The sequence below is a fragment of the Nonlabens sp. MB-3u-79 genome (genome assembly GCF_002831625.1).
In the GTDB taxonomy this organism is placed as follows: domain Bacteria; phylum Bacteroidota; class Bacteroidia; order Flavobacteriales; family Flavobacteriaceae; genus Nonlabens.
Genome location: NZ_CP025116.1, coordinates 995,995 through 1,015,590 on the forward strand (window position 1 = coordinate 995,995; position 19,596 = coordinate 1,015,590).

Annotated in this window: 16 protein-coding genes; 6 read left to right on the forward strand and 10 right to left on the reverse strand. The window is 38.0% G+C overall.

The features are described from left to right. Positions 1 to 86 precede the first annotated feature (86 nt). Positions 87 to 5,609: an alpha-2-macroglobulin family protein gene (locus CW736_RS04500; RefSeq protein ID WP_232735420.1), complete on the forward strand. Its 5,523-nt coding sequence runs from the start codon at positions 87 to 89 to the stop codon at positions 5,607 to 5,609. A gap of 135 nt (positions 5,610 to 5,744) precedes the next feature. On the opposite strand, the gene CW736_RS04505 is transcribed toward CW736_RS04500, so the two are convergent. From CW736_RS04505 to CW736_RS04515, 3 genes are read right to left on the reverse strand one after another with little or no spacing between them, the layout of a single operon-like run. Beyond that, entirely contained in the window at positions 5,745 to 6,776 is a 1,032-nt protein-coding gene (locus CW736_RS04505) for a glycosyltransferase family 9 protein (RefSeq protein ID WP_101012767.1), read from the reverse strand. 3 nt (positions 6,777 to 6,779) lie between these two features. After that, positions 6,780 to 7,388 (reverse strand): DUF4254 domain-containing protein, encoded by a 609-nt coding sequence (locus tag CW736_RS04510; RefSeq protein WP_101012768.1) that lies wholly within the window; start codon positions 7,386 to 7,388, stop codon positions 6,780 to 6,782. Positions 7,389 to 7,430: 42 nt separating this feature from the next. Next, entirely contained in the window at positions 7,431 to 8,327 is an 897-nt protein-coding gene (locus tag CW736_RS04515; RefSeq protein ID WP_101012769.1) for a hypothetical protein, read from the reverse strand. On the opposite strand from CW736_RS04515, the gene CW736_RS04520 reads away from it, so the two are divergent. Then, entirely contained in the window at positions 8,320 to 8,595 is a 276-nt protein-coding gene (locus CW736_RS04520) for a DUF6341 family protein (RefSeq protein WP_317044416.1), read from the forward strand. The two genes, CW736_RS04515 and CW736_RS04520, sit on opposite strands and share 8 nt — an antisense overlap. An 11-nt stretch (positions 8,596 to 8,606) precedes the next feature. On the opposite strand, the gene purD is transcribed toward CW736_RS04520, so the two are convergent. Further along, positions 8,607 to 9,875: a phosphoribosylamine--glycine ligase gene (gene purD / locus CW736_RS04525; RefSeq protein WP_101012771.1), complete on the reverse strand. Its 1,269-nt coding sequence runs from the start codon at positions 9,873 to 9,875 to the stop codon at positions 8,607 to 8,609. 385 nt (positions 9,876 to 10,260) lie between these two features. On the opposite strand from purD, the gene CW736_RS04530 reads away from it, so the two are divergent. After that, entirely contained in the window at positions 10,261 to 11,547 is a 1,287-nt protein-coding gene (locus CW736_RS04530) for a phenylacetate--CoA ligase family protein (protein ID WP_101012772.1), read from the forward strand. Here CW736_RS04530 and CW736_RS04535 read toward each other — a convergent pair. From CW736_RS04535 to CW736_RS04550, 4 genes are all read right to left on the reverse strand, one after another. Beyond that, a complete protein-coding gene (locus tag CW736_RS04535; protein ID WP_101012773.1) occupies positions 11,531 to 12,319 on the reverse strand; it encodes a glycosyltransferase family 2 protein in 789 nt (262 codons plus the stop codon). The two genes, CW736_RS04530 and CW736_RS04535, sit on opposite strands and share 17 nt — an antisense overlap. Then, on the reverse strand, positions 12,320 to 13,711 hold the full coding sequence (locus CW736_RS04540) for an exopolysaccharide biosynthesis polyprenyl glycosylphosphotransferase (protein ID WP_232735421.1): 1,392 nt from the start codon (positions 13,709 to 13,711) through the stop codon (positions 12,320 to 12,322). Further along, positions 13,674 to 14,663, reverse strand: coding sequence for a UDP-glucuronic acid decarboxylase family protein (locus CW736_RS04545; RefSeq protein ID WP_101012774.1), 990 nt, complete (start codon positions 14,661 to 14,663; stop codon positions 13,674 to 13,676). Before CW736_RS04545 ends, CW736_RS04540 begins: the two co-directional genes overlap by 38 nt. Before the next feature lie 89 nt (positions 14,664 to 14,752). Further along, on the reverse strand, positions 14,753 to 15,403 hold the full coding sequence (locus tag CW736_RS04550; RefSeq protein ID WP_232735422.1) for a peptidoglycan DD-metalloendopeptidase family protein: 651 nt from the start codon (positions 15,401 to 15,403) through the stop codon (positions 14,753 to 14,755). Between the two features lie 114 nt (positions 15,404 to 15,517). On the opposite strand from CW736_RS04550, the gene CW736_RS04555 reads away from it, so the two are divergent. From CW736_RS04555 to CW736_RS04565, 3 genes are read left to right on the forward strand one after another with little or no spacing between them, the layout of a single operon-like run. Next, on the forward strand, positions 15,518 to 16,219 hold the full coding sequence (locus CW736_RS04555) for a CoA transferase subunit A (protein ID WP_101012776.1): 702 nt from the start codon (positions 15,518 to 15,520) through the stop codon (positions 16,217 to 16,219). Positions 16,220 to 16,270: 51 nt separating this feature from the next. Next, on the forward strand, positions 16,271 to 16,618 hold the full coding sequence (locus CW736_RS04560) for a four helix bundle protein (RefSeq protein ID WP_101012777.1): 348 nt from the start codon (positions 16,271 to 16,273) through the stop codon (positions 16,616 to 16,618). Between the two features lie 45 nt (positions 16,619 to 16,663). Then, positions 16,664 to 17,317, forward strand: a complete 654-nt coding sequence (locus tag CW736_RS04565; RefSeq protein ID WP_101012778.1) for a CoA transferase subunit B — start codon at positions 16,664 to 16,666, stop codon at positions 17,315 to 17,317. 391 nt (positions 17,318 to 17,708) lie between these two features. Here the strand turns inward: CW736_RS04565 and CW736_RS04570 are convergent, their stop codons facing one another. After that, the gene (locus tag CW736_RS04570) at positions 17,709 to 18,431 is read right to left on the reverse strand and encodes a hypothetical protein (protein ID WP_157810881.1); all 723 of its coding nucleotides are present in this window, start codon (positions 18,429 to 18,431) and stop codon (positions 17,709 to 17,711) included. 60 nt (positions 18,432 to 18,491) lie between these two features. Then, positions 18,492 to 19,535, reverse strand: coding sequence for a ferredoxin--NADP reductase (locus CW736_RS04575; protein ID WP_101012780.1), 1,044 nt, complete (start codon positions 19,533 to 19,535; stop codon positions 18,492 to 18,494). Positions 19,536 to 19,596 lie beyond the last annotated feature (61 nt).

Below are 19,596 nucleotides of genomic sequence, written 5' to 3' on the forward strand. Positions count from 1 at the left end.
AAAAACTACAAGCTTATATAGCTAATCCTCAATAAGTTTCTATAATTTTAATAAAAATTCCTGTTCATCATTAAACTTACTGCGTTTTGATAAAAAAATCTATTTTATTTCTGTTTTCGCTTTTTGTTTTGGCTTCTTGTACTAATAAAACCGACGAAGAAAAGCTTCAAGAACAACAAAATGAACTCTTCAAATTTAGAGAACACGTCAGCCAGGTTTCTGATCATGTGATTTCTACTAGAGAACCTATTCTAATCAAACTTACAGAGCCGGTAGAAGGCTGGGTAGCTGGAAAAGAGCTGGACGCCAGTTGGATACAGCTATACCCTAGTGCTTTAGGAAAATTAACTGTTCAGGATGCACAAACCATTTCTTTTTTACCAGAAAAGCCCTTGAAGCAGGACACAGAGTATGAAGTGAAATTCCAGTTGGGAAAAGTAAAGGAGGTAGCAAAAGACTTAAGGGAATTCACTTTTAACTTTAAAACGATTGCTCAGGATTTTATTGTAAGTACCGACCCAGTAGGAAGCTATGAGAGTGATTATCAATATATCAATGGAGCCATACAAGCCAGTGATATTATGGAGTTAGAGAATGCAAAAAAGTTAGTTGTAGCAAAATTAAACGGCAACAATTTGGTGGTCAAGTTTCCTAATACAAATGCACTAGGTAAGTTTTTTGAGTTTAAAATAGACAGTATCAAAAGGCCTATCGAAGACGACCAATTGGAAATTTCGTGGAACGGTAGCGGTATAGGTGTAAATGATCAAGGATCAAATACCATTACACTTCCTGGAAAAAACAGCTTTTCAGTAACTGATATAGAGTTGGTTAACGGAGACACTGCCTATATTTTGATCAATTTTTCTGATCCGCTAGATAAAAGTCAGAACCTCGATGGGATGATTCAAATAGAAGGCGTGGATAACATGAAATTTGAGCGTAAAGGAAACGAACTCAAAGTATTTCCTTCTAAATCAGTTACGGGGTCTAAAAAAGTAGAAGTTTTTACAGGTATAAAAAGTGTCGACGGATATAAATTAAAAAACGGATTTTCAAGTTTTATAGCTTTTGAGCAGGTAAACCCAGAAGTGAAGTTGGTGCGTTCTGGTACCATTCTTCCTTCTTCACAAAATTCAAAGATCAATTTTAAAGCAGTGAATTTAAATGCGGTGGATGTTTGGGTGTACAAAGTTTTTAATAACAATGTGTTGCAGTTTTTGCAAAATAACGATCTGAGCTCTTCAGGAAACCTACGTGATGTAGGAAGGCCAGTCGCTCGCAAAGTGATTGATATTAAAGCAACTGGAAATGACGTAAATAAATGGAATACCTATTCGGTAGACCTCAACGAAATCATCTCTTCAGACCCTGGTGCTATTTACCGAGTGGAGTTTAAATACAAGCTTGCTTACAGTGCCTTTAAATGTGAGTATACTGCCGAAAATCAGCCAGAGATAGAAGAGGGGGATTATGACGATTCTTTTGAAGCTAGTAATTGGGATGGCGCTCAGAACTATTATGATGAGGAGTACGACTATTACGACTACAATTGGAGAGATCGTGAAGATCCATGTACGTCTTCTTTTTATAGAAATAGGTCCGTTAGTACTAACGTTCTTTCCAGCGATCTAGGAATTACGGTAAAAAGAGGAGAAAATAACGGTTATTTGATTGCAGTAAATGATATCATTTCTACAAAGCCTTTAGGTGGCGCCTTAGTAAAGTTGTTTAATTTCCAACAGCAAGAAATTAGCAGTGGACGTACTAATAATGAAGGATTGTTAGACATACGTCCAGACAAGCCTGCCTTTTTTGCCAAGGTTACTTATAACAATGAGCATGGATATGTAAAGCTGGATGATGGTAACGCATTATCGGTAAGTAAGTTTGACACTTCAGGAAAGCGACTTCAAAAAGGAATCAAAGGATATATTTACGGAGAGCGAGGTGTATGGCGTCCTGGAGATCATATCTACCTCACTTTTATGCTCAATGATACCGATAATAAACTACCCAATGCTCACCCGATCAAATTAGAATTAAGAGATCCTAATGGTAAAATCACACATTCTGAAGTTCAGAAAAACGGATTGAACAACTTCTATCAATTTGATCTAACAACAGATGACGCTGCGCCAACAGGAAACTGGAACGCCAAAATAGAAGTAGGTGGTGTAAGCTTTAATAAAATGCTCAAGATAGAAACCATCAAACCCAACCGATTAAAGGTACAACTGGATTTTGATGAAGAGGTTATTAAATCTAGACAAAATGTCAAGGGTTCTCTAAATGCGATGTGGCTGCACGGCGCTATCGCAAAAGGCCTCAAAGCTAGCGTTACAGCAAAATATTACGCTACAACGACTCAATTCAAGAAATACGACAGTTATGTTTTTGATGATCCGTCTCGATATTTTGATTTACAAGAATCTGAAGTATTTGATGGAAACTTAGATCAAAACGGAGATGCCCGTTTCAATTTTGAACCTCAAATGGATTCTCAAGCTCCGGGCATGTTAAAGGCTAGTTTCCTGACTAAAGTGTATGAAAACGGAGGGGATTTCAGTACTAATGTGACTACCAAAACTTACTCGCCTTATGACACCTATGTAGGAATTGATGTGCCTCCTGGAGACAAGCAAAGAGGAATGTTACTGACAGATACCGACCATAACTTTGATGTAGTGACTTTAGATCAAAGCGGTACTCCTAAAGCGACCAAAAATCTGGAAGTAAAAGTATATAAAGTCAACTGGAGATGGTGGTGGCAAAGCCAGGCAGGAAGCCTGTCTAGATATGAAGCAAGTGAATACAGACAGGAAGTATATAGCAACAGGATCAACACTAATTCTAGCGGAAAAGGAAACTTTAAATTTCAACTGAAATACCCAGAATGGGGCAGGTACTTGGTACGTATTTATGATCCTGCTTCCGGACACTCCACTGGAAAAATCATTTATGTGGACTGGCCAGGTTGGGCAGGAAAAAGCCGTAAAGTAGACCCGGAAATGGCTTCCATGCTTATTTTCAATGCAGATAAGAAGACCTATAAAGTAGGGGAGAACGCAAAAATTACGTTCCCATCATCAGCTGGCGGCCGTGCTTTAATTACTGTAGAAAACGGAACCGAAGTGCTCGACGCACAATGGGCAGAAACAAAGGATAAGCAAACTCAAGTTGACATACCGCTCCTTGATCCGTATGTTCCTAACGTCTATGTTCATATTACTTATTTGCAACCGCATGCTCAAACGGCAAATGATCTTCCTTTGAGAATGTATGGGGTGATTCCATTGCTGGTTGAGAACGCCGCAACTCACCTCGAGCCAGAGATAAAGATGCCTAAAGAACTCGCTCCTAAAAGCAGCGCTGAGATTACCGTGAGTGAGAAAAATAATACAGCCATGACGTATACCCTTGCCGTTGTGGATGAAGGATTATTAGACTTGACCAACTTTAAAACACCAGATGCTTGGGACAGCTTCTTTGCTCGTGAGGCACTGGGTGTCAAGACTTGGGATGTTTTTGATGATGTGATCGGTGCTTATGGAGGTCGAATTGACGCTGCTTTTGCCATAGGTGGTGATGGAACAGCTGCAGCTTCTAAGGCTAAAAAAGCCAACCGATTCCAACCTATGGTCATTCATCTAGGACCTTTTACACTGAAGCCGGGCGAGAAGAAAACACATACTATTTCTATTCCTCAATATGTAGGTTCGGTACGCACGATGGTGGTTGCTGGAAATGACCGCAAGGAAGCTTACGGAAGTGCCGAAATTGCAACTCCGGTAAAAAAGCCATTAATGATGCTGGCATCGCTTCCGCGAAAACTATCCCCTGGAGAAACAGTAAAACTACCAGTAACCGTTTTTGCAATGGACGATAAGGTAAAAGACGTTAAGGTGACATTAGAAAGCTCCCCATTCTTTGAATTATTAAATGGGAAGACACAGCAATTAAAGTTTACGGAGACCGGCGATCAAATCGCTTATTTTGATGTAAAAGTGAAGAAGGCTACAGGAATTGCTAAGTTGAAACTCTCTGCATCAGGGAACGGAGAAACTGCTGTTTACGAGACAGAAATCGATGTGGTGAATCCTAATCCCTACAGTACCATTTCAGAAAAAGCGATGTTAAAACCTGGAGAAACAGCAACGATTTCTATCCAGCCTTTTGGCACTAAAGGAAGCAATGCCTCTACGCTAACTTTTTCTAGTTTGCCTGCTATGGATCTTGGCCGCAGATTGAATTACTTGATTCGTTATCCGCATGGTTGCGTGGAGCAAACTACCAGTGCTGCTTTTCCTCAATTGCACCTTTCTAGCGTGGTAGATTTGAATGGAAACCAGCAAAAACAAATCAGCTCTAATGTAAAAGCGGCGATCAATAAACTAGGCTATTATCAGAAAGCAAATGGCGGTTTTTCTTACTGGCCAGGAGGCGGTAGCGCTAACGATTGGGGGACTACTTATGCGGGTCATTTTATGATCGAAGCAGAAAAAGCGGGATATACAGTTCCTATTTCGTTTAAATCCAACTGGATCGCCTATCAAAAACGAGTAGCAAAACAATGGAGGTACAACGACCACAATGACTTGTATCAAGCTTATAGGTTGTATACACTAGCCGTTGCAGGAGCACCAGACTTATCTTCTATGAACCGCTTACGCGAAAGCGCAAACCTTTCTAACGACAGCAAGTTAAGACTAGCTGCTGCCTATGCATTAGTAGGTCAGAACAAGGCAGCTGAAGAGCTATTAAAGAAGAGCAATATAGATTTCCAGCTGAGTAGTTATGATTATAGAACTTATGGTTCTCCACAACGTAATCGTGCTATGGCTCTAGAAACCTATACGATTATGAAAAAGGAGGAGCGTGCTAGACAGCTTATGGAAGAACTAGCTAGAAATCTAGACTCTGATCGCTATTACAACACCCAAGCATTAGCTTATAGCTTTATTGCCATCAGTAAATATGCAAAACATGTAGGAGGTAAAGGAGTGAATGTGGATTATACTTTTAAAGCTAAAACCAATAGCGTTTCCAGTGCTAAAAGTATTGCTAATCGCGATATAGATATTGACGAAAACCCAACTACAGTTACAGTGAAAAACAAAGGGGACAATACTATTTTCATTACCAATGCCATGACCGGCAAATTGCCAGTAGGAAGTGAGAAAGCGGCTCAAAGCAAGCTGAGTGCGACTATGAATTATGTGGATAAAGATGGAAATGCGGTAAATGTGAGTAAGCTCAATCAAGGGACCGAGATCACTGCTGTTACTACCATTACCAACACCACAGGTTCTAGAATTGAAGATGTGGCCTTGACACAAATCTTGCCATCAGGTTGGGAAATAGTCAATACCAGATTTACAGATTATGGAGCCGAAAAAGCAAATACCAGCATAGAATACACAGACATAAGAGATGACCGGGTGAACTATTATTTTGATCTAAAAGCAAAAGAAACACTGACTTTTAAGACCACAATAAATGCTAGTTATCTAGGCACCTACTATTTACCAGGTATACAATGTGAAGCCATGTATGACGCAGATTATATAGTCAGAAATAAAGGTCAATGGATAGAGGTGGTGAGGTGAGGTAGAGATGGAGAAGGTACTCTTTATATCAAACCCTAAAGGATTTGCAAATCCTTTAGGGTTTGTCTTTTTAAGGTAAAATAGACGCAACCCTCATTCTGCTGTATAGTAGAATCGCTCAGAATTAGTCCGTCTCTAGGAATCAAGAATCTTGTTCAACCTATCTAGAACAGCTTTCACTTCAATGGTATTTGTGATGTGTTCGTAAGTCTTCACTTTTTTATTCCCAAAAATAGAAGTAGGCACTAATGGAAATTGTTCTCTATTTACCCTTAGTTGATTCTCCATTGGTTGTGCATAAGGAGCAAAACCTGCGTAGGGATGTGTGTTTCCCCACAATGTAATTACAGGAACTCCATACAAAGCTGCGAGATGTCCGTTACCACTGTCCATAGCAATCATGGCGTCTAGATTAGAGATCACGGCTAGTTCGTTTTTAAAATCTTTAGTGCCAGCGAGATTGATCACGTTTTTATAAGAATTGGCAATCTCTTTTAATTGTTCTGTTTCTTTTTTCCCACCACCGAAAAGCAAGATACTCACTTGATCGTTTTTTGCTATTTCCTTGACAATTTCTTTAGCCTTCTCTAGCGTAATCGCTTTATTCTGATGTGCAGCAAAAGGCGCAAAACCTACCCATTTAGAAGAATTAAGTCCTATTTGTTCCTGGATTTGAGGTAAAAGGCTATGTTTAGGCAAAAACTCGGTTCCTTTTAATTCTATGTCAAAACCAAGGTCTCGTAGCACATCTGCATAGCGTTCGGTGCTGTGCTTTAAGGGCTGGAAAAAATCTGGGTCACTTACAAGTCGTTTCTTATCAGAGCGGCCTTTGTCGATTTTGGCTTTAGGAATTCCTTTAAGAAAAGCACGTAAGATTTTACTGCGCAGCACATTGTGAAAATCGGCTACAGCATGGATTTCTAGTGCTTTTATTTCTCTAGAAAGTTTATAAAGTCCAGAAATGCCTTTATGGACTCCATCCACATCTGCTTCTATAAAACTAATATCAGATAGGGGCTCTAGGATGGAACGGAACCTTTTTCGCGAAAGGGCTACGATTTCAACACTTGGGTAATCTCTTTTTAGAGCCAGTAAAACAGGAACGCACATCGCCACATCGCCCATAGCGCTTAGTCTTATGACGAGTATGCGTTGAGGTACAGGCATGAATTATTTTAAAGCTCTGAGGACTGGATTAAGTTCGTCATCATTGTACATTTTCATCTGCTTATACACTTTCATGTATTTGTTTCCTTTAGAGATATCTTCTAACAATTGATCAAGCGCAGTGGATAAATCAATGCGTTGCTCTAGAAGAATGTCCAGTTTCTTTTGACAGGCGTTGATATGGTCTGTGGAAGCATCTGTACGAGTTGCTTCTTCATTCATGTGGTATATTTTCAAAGCCAGAATAGACATGCGATCTACTGCCCATGCAGGACTTTCTGTATTGATAGTTGCACCATCTTTAATGTTTAGATCGCTGTATTGATCTAGAAAATAACCATCCACATATTCTACCATATCGGTGCGATCTTGATTGCTTGCGTCGATTTTTCTTTTAAGAGTCAGTGCGGCAATTGGATCAATTTGCGGATCTCTAATAATGTCTTCATAATGCCATTGAACCGTATCAATCCAGCATTTGCGATACAATAAATGCTCGATAAGATGTGTATTGCGGTCGTAAGGATTTTCAAAACTCTGATCTACCGTATTTGCAACGTGGTATTTATCGATAACAGTTTGAAAAATTTTATTGGCTTTATCTGAAAACATAATTATGATTTTATAATGCAAATATAAAGATTTACAATTGCTCTAGAATCTAAGAAAAAAGAGAATCAGCATGCTGATAAATGGAATCCATAAGAGTGACTCTTTAATGATTTTATTATCAGTTTCTTGTATAAATCTAGCGATAAATATAGCTATTACTGGCAGTAAGAATAACGCGACACCTTCGATGACTAAAAATACAGCCCCACAAACACCAGCAAATCCTAATATAGAAAATCGCGAACGAGCACTTAATGAGATGTTGGGAAAACCGAGTAAGATAGCCATAGAAAAAAGAAACCCAACGCCCCCTATAATTAAAGAAACGATAGTAGATAGCGACCATTCATTGGTCAAGTAATCAAAATTATAATCAAAGCCTTTAAACACTTGGATGAGGTAATCCGTTCCTATAAATTGATCAAAAGTAAAAGTGAGCAACGCCACACAACTAACAGCAATAAAAGGAACCGTCCAGTATTTTATATTATTAGAAGCATAAAGAATAATACTTATAAATATGACTAAGATCAATAAGGAAGTCCATGAATAAAATAGCGCAGCAATGGCTATCCAAAAAGAAGCGTCAAATATTTTTTTTACCAGACCCAGGCCAGTACGCATACTGAGCAACCTTCTCAATGCGAGAAGAAAAAACAGATAAGCAGTAAAAGCCTCTACACTAGTTGAATATAAAGCTCCTATTACAAGTAAACAGCTGTGAATCCATAAAGAATAGGAGTTGTTTTGAGTGAGCTCATTTTTAAGAGTGGTAAATTGGAATAGCGCTATAGATCCCACAGCTGCAAAAGAAATCCATATCAGACTCCAACCTAAATAGGGGTCGTGTACTACAAAATACCCAAGCATGAAACCCACCATCAAAAAAGTGATGATGAAATGAATGGGTTTACTGGTCTTAAAAAAACTGGTGAGCATAGAGATTTTTGACTATTTTTGCAGTAGCAACAAGCAATTTACAGAAATGGAAACTTTATTAGACGCAATAGTAAGCTTATTTGAACTTATTTTAATTCCTTTTAATGCTCTTAGAGAATTAGAGAATGAAAGTTGGTTTGCAGCAAATGCCGTATCATGGATCGCAATTCTTACCCTAGTGGTAGCTTTTGTTTACTGGATGTTACAACTTAAAAAGTACGATAAGGATGAGGACAAAACTCAAACTGGTCATTCTTTCTTAGGATAATCAATTACTTTTTATAGGTCAAAACCTATATCCTTACGATAATACATCTTATCAAAATGTAGTTTTTCTACATTTTGGTAGGATTTTTTTAGGGCCTGTTTGAAATCGCTTCCATAACTAGTTACGGCCATAACGCGTCCACCATTAGTTATTATTTTCCCTTCTTTTAGAGCCGTCCCAGCATGAAAAACGATGCTGTCCTCTACATTTTTCAAGCCTGAAACCTCCATTCCTTTGTCGTAATTTTCTGGATAGCCACCTGCTACACACATTATAGTGGTCGCGCTTCTGGAATCTATAGTGAGCTGTTCTTTGTGCAGTTCCGCTTTCGCGAAAGCGTGTAAATGAGCCAGCAAATCACTAGAAATACGAGGTAAGACTACTTCGGTCTCTGGATCACCCATTCTTACATTATACTCGATAACTTCAGGTGCTCCATTCACAATCATCAAACCTATGAATACAAAACCTTTATAAACAATAGCTTCTTTTGCAAAACCTTCAATAGTAGGTTTTATCACATGATCTTCTATTTTTTGCATCAACACATCGTCTGCAAAAGGAACCGGAGAGACAGCGCCCATACCGCCAGTGTTCAGTCCTGTGTCGCCTTCTCCTATGCGTTTATAATCCTTTGCGGTAGGCATTATTTTATAGGAAGTACCGTCGGTCATGACAAAAACACTCATCTCAATTCCATCGAGAAATTCTTCTATGACCACTTTATTAGACGCAGCACCAAATTTTCCACCTACCAGCATTTCCTCAAGAGATTCTTTTGCTTCCTTAGCTTGTGGAATGATAAGTACTCCTTTACCTCCAGCAAGTCCATCTGCTTTAAGTACGTATGGGGGTTTCAGACTATCTATAAAAGCCATTCCTTCTTTTAAGGTCTCTTTTGTAAAACTTTGATAAGCTGCTGTAGGAATGTTGTTGCGCTGCATAAATTCCTTTGCAAATTCTTTAGAACCTTCCAGAGCCGCGGCTTGTTGAGATGGACCTATTACATTCACATGCTGTAATTCTTCTGTCTGAAAATAATCGTAAACACCTTCTACAAGAGGCGCTTCTGGACCAACGATAACCATAGAAATATCATTCTCAAGAACAAAGGCTTTGATAGCAGGAAAGTCGGTAATTCCTAGATCTACATTTGTTGCAATTTCATGAGTTCCAGCATTTCCTGGAGCTACAAATAATTTGGAAAGAAGAGGACTCTTAATAATCGAGTGTGCAAAAGCGTGCTCGCGGCCACCGCTTCCTAAAATGAGAACATTCATAGGTTGTGTTTATAGAATGCAAAAATAAGTTTTTGTCAAATTGAATAGCAAAGAACTGTCATACTTTATTCAATAGTTATAGTAATTATAAGAATGTAGTTGGAGAATAAATTTATATCCTCCATAAAGTTTAGGATTCTGAAAATTCAGATAGATGAAAAAGAATACTCCGCTAGCTATATATAATTCATGCTTTCAAAAGGGACCCTTCTAAAAGCGACACATAAATTTCAAGAATAAGTAAACTCAGCATCACTGCCGGAGTTCTTTCATGTGGTTCGGTTTTTCGAATAGTAGAAAAATTCGGCCTGCATTTGATTGGGAAATGTACGAGCGCATCATATCTTGGTCTAAATAAACGATCTTTGATTCAAAACTATATAAATTGCCTCTACAACTCTTTGACACCATATTAAAGCTACAAGGCTTTGAGATCGACAAGGCTCGTATGGCTTTTGATATATCAGATTTAGGCGATATAGAAAACCAACAACAAGCGATATTAAAATACCACTTTACCAATAATCATTTTTACAATAGCCTTGTAACTGATAAAACAGTTTCTTGGGAAGAATTACCTGTTTTAACCAAACAAAATTTACAGCAAGCCTTGCACAAGCGACTGAGTAAAGGCTTTACCACAAAAAACATCTTCAAAGGGAAAACAAGCGGTTCCAGCGGTCACCCTTTTACATATGCTAAGGATAAATATGCTCATGCCATGACTTGGGCAGCTTTTCATAAGGCCTATAAGCAACATGGAATCGATCTAAACACTTCATTACAAGCACGTTTTTATGGCATTCCATTAAGCGGAAAAGCAAGGTATTTAGAGCTTGTCAAAGATTTTGTAAGCTACCGCAAACGCTTTCCTATTTTTAATATGAACGAGGAAGTCCTGCAAGGCTTTGTCAACCAGTTTTCAAAACATGACTTTGAATACATCAATGGTTATACGAGCAGTATTGTTTTACTAGCAAAATACTGTCAAAGCAAAAATATAGTTCTCAAAAGTAGTTGCCCAACACTCAAAATAAGCATCGTTACCAGTGAAATGCTTTTCCCAGACGACCGATTGCTTTTAGAAAAATGGCTAGGAATTCCAATAATTAATGAATATGGAGCAAGCGAAGTAGGATTGATCGCCATTCAAAATTCCAATGGGGATTTTGAAATTAATCAACAGAACCTTTTTGTAGAAGTAGTTAATGAAGATAACAGGCAAGTTCCTGATGGAGAAATAGGCAGAATTCTAGTCACCGATCTTTACAACAAAGCTAGCCCCATGATACGATATGAAATAGGGGATATGGGGAGTTTAGAAACCCTAGAGAATGGAACACGAGTTTTAAAACAGTTGCAAGGACGCACCAGCGACGTCGCTTTATTACCTAGTGGTAAAGTAGTTCCAGGGTTGACTTTTTATTATGTGACTAAAGCCATCATTAAGGAAGACCTGGATATTCTAGAATTTATAGTCATCCAGAAAAGACCTGCATTTTTTGAGATTCAATATGTAAGTAAAAGGGCTATGAATACCGTTATAAAAAAGAACATTCAAAAAGCCATGGATCAATATTTAGAACCTGGATTATCATTAGAGTTCACAAAACTGGAAGTTCTCGACAGAAGCAAACGCGGGAAATTGAAGCAGTTTATGAGTGAGGTCTGATCTTAAGCTTCATGTTTCCCTTTACAAAAAACTGCTCATAAAAAAAGCGGCACAGCATCCAACTACTTTTGAGACTAGAATACCCCAAATGTTTCTTGTAAACTGCATAATTAAAAGGGATCAAATTCAGTTTGTTAGAAGATAGCCCATCGTCTGCTAGTCGATAACTGGCAATAGGTTCTTGAATTCCTATGGCAAAATCTGCTTGTTGAATCACGTCCAGCCACATGGCCCAATCTTGTCTTTTACGCAACGCTGGCATATAGAATTTACCTAGTTTTTTTGCGTTGTAGATTCCAGTAAGATTGCCTAGATAATTAGCTTTTAAGAGTTTCTGAAAGGTCAGTTTTTCAAATACTTGATGAATAAATTCTGGTTGATCTGGGGATGATTTGAAAATTTCATAAGCGCCATAACAAAAAGTAGCTTGCTGCTTTTTCATCGCCTGGAGCTGCACTTCTAGTTTATGAGGTTTCCATAAATCGTCTGCATCTAGGAATGCTATATAGGTGCCAGTTGCGGCTTCTACTCCTTTGTTTCGGGTGATTCCAGCTCCAAAATTTGAAGCATTTTTTAAGTTGATAAAAGTTAGTTCTGAAGAGGTGTTTTTTGCAGCATAAGCTTTCGCGAAAGCGTAACTACCATCAGTACTACCATCGTCTATAACAATGATTTCTAAAGGTCGATGCGTTTGGGCTAGAATGCTGTCCAAGGATTCTTTTAGCGTTGTAAGGCTATTAAACGTTGGCGTTATGATAGAAACCAGGCTCATTTAATAGGCCTTTTCTTCACCCTGAAACACATTTGCAATGGTTTTACTAATGATTCTTATGTCTAAAGCGATGTTCCAATTTTCGATGTAATAAATATCGTTGCGCACACGGCCCTTAATATCTTCTTCTGTTTCTACTTCGCCTCGGTAACCACTCACTTGAGCAAGTCCTGTAATACCAGGTTTTACAAAGTGACGCACCATAAATTTATCAATCCGCTCTGCATACATATGGGTGTGACTTACCATGTGCGGCCGCGGCCCAACCACACTCATATCTCCCAAAAGGACATTGAAAAATTGAGGTAATTCATCAACACTAGTCTTGCGTAAAAATCGACCTATCTTAGTAATTCTAAGGTCACCGCGCTTTACTTGATGTAAATGTGCGGTGGTATTAGGAACCATAGAACGAAATTTAAAGCAGGTGAACTCCTTGTAGTCCAGTCCATTGCGAGATTGTTTAAAGAAAACAGGACCTTTGGACTCCATCTTTATAATAATAGCCACTAAAGGAGTGAGCCAAGACATCAGGCAAGTAATCACAAATAGGGAGAACAGAATATCAAAGGTTCTTTTTGCAAATTTATGAGCGATATCATCCAGTGGGATCTCTCTTAAAGATAGCACAGGTGTCAAACCGTAATAGTCGTATTGTAAATGCTTAGAGAGTACTGCTGTTGTATCAGGAATGAATTTAAGTGTTCTAAGGTTGTTATCTGCAAAATCGGTAAGCGCTAGGAGCTGCTCATTATTCAATTCGGTAACAGAGCAAAAAATTTCATCTATTTTCTCCTGAATCACCCAACTCTTAAATTCAGATAGGGAAAAGGAACTCGCTGTGACGTCTATTAATTTTTTAGATCGGTAGCCCAGGTCTGTATGTATTTTGAAAAAATCAAGAAGTTGTTGGGCGTCTTTGTTTTTACCTAAAATCACCACATTTCTATAATTACCACCCAACGCGCTGCGGTAGTTTTTAAGTATAAAAAACAAGGATATTTTTACGAATGAAATACCCGTAATAGTAGCTCCAATATAATTGAATATAAAGGTAGATTCTCTGTTCAACTCATAGTAATACCCAAAAAACGCAAAGACCACAAACGCAAAAAACACAGACTGCTTAGCCAGACGTGACAGTAAAGTGGCAAATTTTGTGTTCCTACGTATTCTATAAAAATCCAGTTGCATGGAGACAATCACCCAGCAAATACCTATAAAAATACTATAAGTAAGTAAGTCAAAACTTTCTTTAAAAAAATAAGACGCAGCAAAAATGATAAGACTCAAATCCACCAAATAGGAAATGGGTCTTATAAAGCCAGAAAAACGGCCATTGCGATAGGCGATACTATCTGCGGATATGTTTTGTAAAGTCTTTGTGGTCACGTTTGTTTAAATCTTCTGTAGACAGTGATTTGAAATAGTCATAAGTTAATTTCATTCCTTCTTCACGACCTACTTTAGGTTCCCAATCGAGGATTTTTTTAGCAAGTGAAATATCTGGACGTCTTTTTAGAGGATCGTCTTGTGGAAGATCTCTATATACTACTTTTTGGTCGGTTCCTGTAAGGGCAATAATTTCTTCAGCAAAATCTCCTATTGTGATTTCGTTAGGGTTCCCGATGTTTACAGGATCTGAATAATCACTAAGCAGTAATCTATAAATTCCTTCTACTTGATCGTCCACATAACAGAAAGATCTTGTTTGCGATCCATCACCAAAAATAGTGATGTCTTCTCCTCGCAGTGCTTGACCCATAAAGGCAGGAATCACACGACCATCATTGAGTCGCATTCTCGGTCCATAGGTGTTAAAAATACGTACGATGCGAGTTTCTAATCCATGAAACCTGTGGTAAGCCATTGTCAAGGATTCTTGAAAACGTTTTGCCTCGTCATAAACACCACGCGGGCCTATAGTATTTACATTACCATAATAGCTTTCATCCTGAGGATGTACTAAAGGGTCACCGTAAATTTCACTAGTAGAAGCGATAAGTAGCCTCGCATTTTTTGCTTTTGCCAGACCTAAAAGATTATGTGTTCCTAGAGAACCTACTTTTAAGGTTTGTATAGGAATCTTTAAATAGTCTATGGGACTTGCTGGACTAGCAAAGTGTAAAATATAGTCTAGATCTCCAGCGACATGTACATAATTAGAGACATCGTGGTGGTAAAATTCAAAATCTTCAAGAGGGAAAAGGTGTTCGATATTTTTAAGATCGCCCGTGATCAGGTTATCCATTGCTACCACTCGGTAGCCTTCTTTTATAAAACGATCGCATAGGTGGGAACCTAAAAATCCGGCAGCACCAGTAATAAGAACTCTTTTTTTCATGTAAAACGTAGATCAGTTATAAGTTTTCAAAGATAGGAAAATTGAATGCGTGCTGACCCAGCTTTATTGGGAACAGCTAAAACAAGTTGTTAGATTACAGCATCCCCAAAAATAAATGGATTGGGATCGAGAATAATCTTCTTATAATCCTCTAGCTCTTCTGTTGCTGCAACACCTGGAAAGTCTCCTTTATAAGTTTTCATATCGGTCATGATCTGAAAGTGCAGGTGTGGAGAATAACCACCATTTTCTTCTGGTTTTCCTAAGCTTGCTATAATCTCGCTTTCGCGAAAGCGGAACCCCACAGACCATTTTTCCATGTCACTTATTGAGAGGTGGCCATAAAGAGTATAGAGTTTCTTAGTGTTGAGATCGTGTTCCAAAATTAAGGTAGGACCGTAATTTCCAGCGTCGTCGTTGTGAGCATAACTGTGTACAACGCCATCCATAAAGGCGTGAATACTAGTCCCTGCAGGAGCCCAAAGATCGATTCCCATATGAACATCTCGTACATTACCAGATTGAAATCGAGCCGATTTTCTATACAAAGCACGCTGTTCTAAATAACCACCGTGAGCCACATATTTACCAGTAAGAGCACGTTGTTCTTGCAGGTACTTTTCAAAAACAGGAATGTCACTCACATCATTCTCATCCCAAAAGGAATTTGCAACCGACAGATTTATAGGGAAATAGTCCTCTGAACTGTATTTAGGATCGATAAGGTGTTTAAATGTCATGATAATGAATGATTCAATGTTATAGCAATTTAATGAAATACTTGCCTTCATATTGCCGATAAGCGCTTTAAATCCTCAATAAATTGGTGTATTTTTAAACCAAAGAATTTTGATATGATCAATAGAACGGTAAAAGGTGTGGAAGAAGCACTGGAAGGCGTTAAAAGCGATATGACTTTTATGGTAGGTGGTTTTGGACTGTCTGGAATTCCTGAAAACAGTATTGCTCAATTAGTGAAAACAGGAGTTAGCAATCTTACTTGTATTTCAAATAATGCAGGTATAGATGGTTTTGGCTTAGGTTTATTACTCCGAGGAAAACAAATCAAGAAAATGATTTCTTCCTACGTTGGGGAAAATGACGAGTTTGAACGCCAGATGTTGAGCGGTGAGTTGGAGGTAGATTTGATCCCTCAAGGAACACTAGCCGAAAGATGTCGCGCAGCACAAGCCGGTATTCCAGCGTTTTTTACACCAGCAGGCTATGGTACTGAAGTAGCCGAAGGAAAGGAAGTCAGAGATTTTGATGGAAAGCCACATATTCTAGAACAGGCTTTCAAAGCAGATTTTGCTTTTGTAAAAGCATGGAAAGGAGACGAGGCAGGAAATTTAATTTTCAAAGGAACCGCTCGTAACTTTAATCCATTAATGGCTGGCGCAGCTACTATTACTGTTGCTGAGGTAGAGGAACTGGTTCCTGCGGGGGAATTAGATCCCAATGAAATTCATGTTCCAGGAATATTTGTAAAACGTATTTTTCAAGGAGAGAAGTATGAGAAGAGGATTGAGCAACTTACAGTGAGAAAACGAGAATAAATAAATAATGTGCTGATGTGCTAATGTGCTGATGAATAAAAATAATTTGATATGCAGAAAAATATTATAGTTGAGAAATCAACTGAGTTTGCTCTTGAAATTATTGAATTTACTTCTTTATTGAAAAAAGAAAAGCACTACGAAATTTCTAGCCAACTCTTTAGAAGTGGAACTAGCATAGGAGCAAATATTAATGAATCTCAACATGCCGAAAGTAGAAAAGACTTTATACATAAATTGAAGATAGCAGCAAAAGAAGTTGCAGAAACAAGGTACTGGTTATACCTATGTACAAAATCAGATAGTTTATTATCTCCAAAGCAAGAATTATTTAAAGAAATAGAAAGTATAGAGAAGTTACTGTCAAAAATAATTTCAACAACTAAAAGTAGAATGTGATCATTAACACATTAGTACATCAATTAATTAGCACATTAAATAGAAATGTTAGATAAAATAGGAATAGCAAAAAGAATAGCGCAGGAAGTAAAAGACGGCTACTATGTCAATTTAGGAATAGGAATACCAACCTTGGTAGCTAACTATGTTCCAGAAGGGATTGATGTAGAGTTCCAGTCAGAGAACGGTGTTTTAGGAATGGGACCCTTTCCTTTTGAGGGAGAAGAAGATCCAGATGTGATCAATGCGGGTAAACAAACCATCACTACTTTGCCAGGCGCCAGCTTTTTTGACAGCGCCATGAGTTTTGGGATGATAAGAGGACAACATGTTGATCTGACCATTTTAGGAGCTATGGAGGTAGCTGAAAATGGCGACATAGCCAACTGGAAAATACCGGGTAAAATGGTAAAAGGAATGGGTGGTGCTATGGATCTAGTAGCCAGTGCTGAGAATATTATCGTTGCGATGATGCATACCAATAGAGCAGGAGAATCTAAACTTTTAAAAAGATGTTCATTGCCGTTAACTGGTGTGAATTGCATCAACAAAGTGGTGACCAATCTTGCGGTCCTTGAAGTAACTGAAAAAGGTTTTAAATTATTAGAACGCGCTCCAGGAGTAAGCGTAGAAGAAATTCAAAATGCTACGGAAGGGACTTTGATTATTGATGGAGAGATTCCTGAGATGAGGATTTAGGAATTGTTATTTCCCAAAGAGCAGAATTAATATTGCCCTTTGGGAAGAACGATATTTTGATTTATGGATTACTATTGACTACCGAGAAAAAGAACCTTCGATGTATGGTTGAGCAATAGTCGAAACCTATTTATTTAGCTGAATCTTTCTTCAAAAGCAAATTTTCTCGACTATCCCTCGAACTGATATTCAAGTAAAAATTATTTTCAAAACCAACATGCCAAGTTTTTGTCTTGGCATGTTTGGGGGTGATCTATAAATCTAGGAATTAAACCTCCATTTTAAATGTCTTTAAACTAGATTAATTTGAAGTTTAATAAAAAACTTCCCGAACTGATTTAGACAATGCCAAGACAAAAACTTGGCATGTCAAATCTGTAAAAACCTGCTTTTAATTCTTTTTTACAAACCTCACGTTTTCTTCTATACCGGATCTCCCTTCATCACTGTAATATTGATCAACAATTAATGTAGAGTCATTCAATGTTTTTATTTTCCATAATGTGTTTTCTCTTCCTAGAAAGTCTGAAACATTCAAAGTAATATATTCGTTAGAATTATTAATCTGGTAAGCATCTATTTTTGTTGAGTACCAGTAATCATAATGTAACGTATCCTTTTTAAACTCTGTAGTTGGTGGCCATTTCACTTGTAACCCATCGGGACCAGGAGGAAATGGAGGGAATTCATTGATGTCCATGGGTTGATCATTAGGATCCAAATAAAACTCATTGACCCATTTTCCTTGTAAAAGACTTTTATCCCATTGAACAGGTTTTTCCTTTAAAGTAAATCTACGAGGTTCATTTTTGAGAAAATACCTACCGCTAATTTGGTTTTCTGAAAAGGAATCAATCGCTAATTTATATGAACCAAAGAATTCAAGGTAAAGTATAGTGCTATCATTTGTTTCTTGAATATAATAGGAATCGTGAGAGCCATTTCGATTGAGAACCCTGTAAGTAGAATCATTAAATTCCAAGACATCAGATCCATAAGGAGTTGTGAAGTCAAAGGTTTTTCCTTTAAAAACATCTGCTCTTAGCCTACGCTGTGACTTTTTTGTACAACTTGAGAGTATTATTAACGATAGAAGTAATACGAGTAATCTCATTTTGTAAGTGTTACATTTTTCTAATGTCAGAGTTAATTCTGTCCTTTGGGAAAAGGAAAATTACACTTCATCAAAATTCAACACTAATTTAGCGCTAGTAGCATAAGCTTGGCAAGCTAAAGAAAAGCCACTGGCTACTTCTTTGTCGGTTAGGATTGCATTTTTTGCCATTTGTGCGGTTCCTTCTTGTATCTGGCAAATGCAGGAGCTGCAAATACCACCTTGACAACTATAAGGGGCCTCAATGTCGTTTTTAAGCATCACGTCCAGTAAATTATCACTGCGTTTTACGGTAAGTTTGTGCTCTTCATCATCGAGTATAACCGTAAGCTCGGTCAGGTGACTGTCTTCGGTAATCTCCATGTCATTTTCTTTGGCGGTAAAAAGCTCAAAATGGATCTGTTCTTTGGTAACTACTTCCTTTTCTATCAGATTATCTGTTGCCATAGCAATCATTTCTTCAGGTCCACATAAGTAGGCTTTTGCAAAAGCGAGATCGCCTACCACTTGTTTCAAGAAAAAGTTGAGGTTAGATTTACTTACACGACCGAATAATGCCTCATCGCGTTCCTCACGGGAGAAACAATATTTAAGAAAAAACCGATCTGCATATTGATCTTTAAGATCGTTGAACTGTTCGTAATAAATGGTTTGAGCTACAGACTGATTTCCATAGATCAAGGCTACTTTGCTATCTGGTTCTTGAGTAAGAACATCTTTGATAATAGAGGTAATAGGAGTGATGCCACTACCAGCTGCAATCATTAGATAGTTTTGTGGGCCGTCTCCTTTTTTATGAATAAAAAGACCGTCAGGAGGAGCAACTTCTAGTTGGTCACCTGCACGTAGTGTCATGGCATAGTTGGAGAACACTCCTTTTTCTACGGCTTTTATAACGACTTTCAGGTCTTTTTCGTGCGGTGCACTAGAAAGAGAATAGGCTCGACGCACCTCATTTCCGTTGATCGTAGCTCTGAGAGTTAAGTATTGACCGGCGGCATAGGCAAAGTCAGTTTGCAGGTTTTCAGTAATCTCAAATAGTATTTCTACTGCTTGGGAAGTGACTTTAGTAACTTGTTTTATAGTAAGCTTATGAAAAATCATGTCGTATTTTTAAAGTTGCAAAAGTAATAAAGGAAAATCTAGCTGTAACAATTTTATAATT